The sequence below is a fragment of the Corynebacterium tuscaniense genome (assembly GCF_008693065.1).
Classification (GTDB): Bacteria; Actinomycetota; Actinomycetes; order Mycobacteriales; family Mycobacteriaceae; genus Corynebacterium; species Corynebacterium tuscaniense.
The window spans coordinates 1-629 of the sequence record NZ_VXKH01000171.1 but is presented as its reverse complement, the minus strand read 5'-3'; the positions used below and the strand labels follow the sequence as shown (position 1 = coordinate 629).

The following is a 629-nucleotide window of genomic DNA, read 5'->3' as shown; positions in this document are numbered from 1 at the left end:
GGTCACGCCCAACGTCGACCTCGTGGCACGCGCAGCGCCCGCAAGCGGTTTGTTGACCCTATAGTGATGATTTCCGACCGGCCAGCAGAAGTAGACGACCGAGCCGTACCAGGTCATTGGGAAGGCGACCTCATTTTAGGCGCGGGCAATAAGTCTGCAATTGGGACTCTCGTAGAACGAACCACGCGCTATGTCATCTTGCTGCATCTACCTAATGGGCATAATGCTACCGAAGTAAATGCAGCACTTACTAAAGCGATCGCTGGCTTGCCAGATCATCTCAAAGGCTCACTTACCTGGGACCAGGGAAGTGAAATGGCCTGCCATAAGGCCTTTTCTGTAGCGACAAACTGTCCCGTGTTCTTCTGCGATCCTGGCTCGCCGTGGCAGCGGGGCACCAATGAAAACACCAACGGACTACTTAGGCAGTACTTCCCCAAAGGAACAGACCTAAGCCTCCACAGTGCAGCGGACCTAGAATTCGTCGCCATGCAACTCAACCGCCGCCTCCGCAAAACCCTGGGCTTTCAAACACCAGCCGAGTAAATGGCAGCACTGATAAACTCAACCGAAACATAGGAAGTGTTTCCACGACCACTAGAATCCGCCTCTTTACGGCCGGGCCCTGC

General features: G+C 54.7%; 1 protein-coding gene. It reads left to right on the top strand.

What is annotated here, in order from left to right:
* A partial coding sequence (locus F4V54_RS11105; protein ID WP_150387169.1) for an IS30 family transposase occupies nucleotides 1–546 on the top strand: 546 nt, incomplete at its 5' end.
* Nucleotides 547–629 lie beyond the last annotated feature (83 nt).